This window comes from Acidobacteriota bacterium, assembly GCA_003225175.1.
In the GTDB taxonomy this organism is placed as follows: Bacteria; Acidobacteriota; Terriglobia; order Terriglobales; family Acidobacteriaceae; genus Gp1-AA112.
The window spans coordinates 1-2,116 of sequence record QIBA01000233.1; the positions used below are offsets into that span (position 1 = coordinate 1).

The following is a 2,116-nucleotide window of genomic DNA, read 5'->3' on the forward strand; positions in this document are numbered from 1 at the left end:
CTTATACGTTTTCTTCAATTCGCTTCCGGCCTCGCGTCGCGGTTGCCACCGACATCGCCAGTGGAGATCGAGATTCTCATGATCCGGATCTCCAGACATTCAACGCACTGTTCCAAAGCGGAACATATTCCGGCAGAGCGCAGATTCTTGGCCCCAACAATGCCATTCGACTCGAGCCGTCTGTCGCACTCCAGTTTGCCGAATGGGTGACCGCATCAGCCGGCTGGGGATTTTACTGGCGTCAGAATGCCGGGGACGGGCTCTACGGTATCCCCGGCAATCTCATCGTTCCCGCCAATGGAGTCTCATCGCGATACGAGGGGAGCCGTCCCATTGCGCAGGTGGACTGGCAGGTCACACGTCATGTATCGGCACATCTGAACTACATCTACGTCTTCAACGCACGTTTTGAAGAGCAATCGGTACACGGAACCCACAGCATGAGTTTCATATCTCCGTGGATTACCTACAGGTTTTGACTGGGAGAGTTGCCTGCTATGACAAAGATGTTCATCAACGGCCAGGAAAGAACCACCGATGCAGATCCTCGCACCCCGCTGCTCTGGGTATTGCGCGATCACCTGGAGATGACCGGCACGAAGTACGGATGTGGAATTGGACAGTGCGGCGCATGCACCGTGATCCTCGACGGCGATGCCGTGCGCTCGTGTCAGGTATTGCTGTCCCGCGCTGCCGGTAAGCGCATAACCACCATCGAGGGACTCTCTCCCGATCGAAGTCATCCGGTGCAGCGGGCCTGGCTTCAGGAGCAGGTTCCCCAATGCGGATATTGTCAGTCCGGGCAGATCATGGCGGCCACCGTCCTGCTTACCTCGAACAACAATCCAACGGATGGTGAGATCGACGATGCGCTCTCGGGAAATATCTGCCGCTGCGGGACCTACCATCGAATTCGACAAGCGGTTCACTTTGCGGCTGAGCTGATGCGGGAAGGGAAGTGAACCCCATGCGAACGAAGTTGAGATGGCAGGTGGTCATACCCGTTTTGGGAATTACGATGGCGCTTGGTGTCTGGCAGGCGTTAAGTCAGAATTCCGCTGCGCGAGTCGAAAAGACTACTGGTGATCGTCAACCATCCATTCAGGCATTTGCGGTGGTGGCGTCGGTGCTGATGAGTCCGCGATGTTTGAACTGTCACATCCCGGGCGAAAGTCCCCTTCAGGGTGACGCTGGAACTCCGCACAACATGAATGTGAAACGCGGCAGCGATGGCCGGGGAACGCCTGCCATGCGATGCAGCAATTGCCACCAGGAGGAAAACTCGAGCCAGCTGCATGGACCGCCGGGTAGAACCGGGTGGAGGCTGCCTCCGCCTTCGATGCCGCTCGCCTGGCAGGGACTAACCATCGGCGAATTGTGCCGGAGTGTCAGAGACCCAGCGACAAACGGGAATAAAAACCCAACTCAGCTGATCGAGCACGTCGGCGAAGATCCGTTCGTGAACTGGGGATGGAATCCCGGCCCCGGTCGGAGCATTCCTCCGGTTTCCCATGAAGAGTTTGTCTCTGCAGTGACTGCATGGCTCGATGCCGGGGCTTACTGTCCGCAATAAGGGGATGGCGCCGCGGAATGCGGCGACTCGGCAATGAACTGATGAGAAGTGAGGAACTATGAATCTGCAGAATCCCAAAGAGTCCGCTACGTCGGATTCAACCGAGAGTGGCTCCATTAACCGCCGGCAATTTCTTGAGATCTCCGCGTGCACGTCAGCAGCCTTTATTCTGGGGTGCCTGTTCGATGGGAAGGTCGTCGCCCTTTCTGTCGATAGTGGCCCGGAGCCGATTCACTTTAATTCGTGGGTACGTATTACTCCCGACAACAAAGTGACCATCGTTGCCTCTCAAGCCGAGATGGGACAGGGGATCATGTCTACTCTTCCCGCGGTGCTTGCAGAAGAGTTAGGTGCAGACTGGGCTCGTGTTCAGCTGGAGATGTCTCCCACCGCTCATGCTTACCGGAATCCGCGCCTCAACTGGCAATTCACCGGCAACAGCGAGAGCACGATGGCATTTTTTGACCTGATGCGCCAAGTCGGAGCATCCGCCCGGGAAATGCTCATTGCGGCTGCGGCGGAAAAGTGGAAGGTGGATCCGGC

The 2,116-nt window shown here is 57.0% G+C and carries 3 protein-coding genes and 1 pseudogene; all 4 read left to right on the forward strand.

Features of this window, described 5'->3' with window-relative positions; translation table 11 throughout:
- A partial coding sequence (locus tag DMG62_24875) for a hypothetical protein (protein PYY19189.1) occupies window positions 1-479 on the forward strand: 479 nt, incomplete at its 5' end.
- Window positions 480-497: 18 nt separating this feature from the next.
- Complete coding sequence (locus DMG62_24880; protein ID PYY19190.1) at window positions 498-962, forward strand: (2Fe-2S)-binding protein; 465 nt, start codon at window positions 498-500, stop codon at window positions 960-962.
- Between the two features lie 122 nt (window positions 963-1,084).
- Window positions 1,085-1,573: pseudogene (locus DMG62_24885) on the forward strand (hypothetical protein).
- Between the two features lie 58 nt (window positions 1,574-1,631).
- On the forward strand, window positions 1,632-2,116 hold a 485-nt coding region (locus tag DMG62_24890; GenBank protein PYY19191.1), incomplete at its 3' end, for a hypothetical protein.